Here is a 504-nt window from a genome sequence, read left to right on the forward strand (position 1 = left end):
CAATAACAGCAACCAGCTTATTGGTTGTTTTTCCTGGAGCCGATAGTACAACGGCTAGCTCTTCTTGCTGGGCATTATTAGCGATGATATCAGCCGCTCGTAAAAAACGATCTGCATCAGCTAATGATGAACCTCCAAACTTTAAAACGCGCATCCCTTTCTCCATAAGTCATAAAAATGGTACAAAAAAAGGCCTGTATCTTGTTGGATACAGGCCTTTTTTTTAAAATCCGTTACTTAGCAGCCTGCCCCAACAATGTGAATGTCGGTAATAATAATGGTGGTGGTCATTACTAGGTGGCTTACATGCTGCATATCAAATTCTCTGCTTGTGCTTTACTCTACGTGTATCAATTTTTACTACTATGCGTCAATGAAAAGTTGCGTTTTTTTTACATTCACACCGTTTTTCAGAGCAAACCTTCATTTAAGAGATAAAACACCCTGCATCAACCTGCCATTCAGAGACTGGATTAACTCATCAAACAAACAGAAGTAATCAGT

Annotated in this window: 1 protein-coding gene and 1 other annotated feature; the gene reads right to left on the reverse strand. The window is 39.3% G+C overall.

Annotation, left to right across the window (positions count from 1 at the left end; translation table 11 throughout):
* Positions 1 to 154, reverse strand: a 154-nt coding sequence (locus tag AB4653_RS29105; protein WP_372106117.1) for a hypothetical protein, incomplete at its 3' end; no start/stop codon positions are given.
* 29 nt (positions 155 to 183) lie between these two features.
* Positions 184 to 302, reverse strand: a sequence feature (Thr leader region).
* Positions 303 to 504 lie beyond the last annotated feature (202 nt).

This window comes from Vibrio sp. 10N.222.48.A3, from assembly GCF_041475345.1.
Classification (GTDB): domain Bacteria; phylum Pseudomonadota; class Gammaproteobacteria; order Enterobacterales; family Vibrionaceae; genus Vibrio; species Vibrio tasmaniensis_A.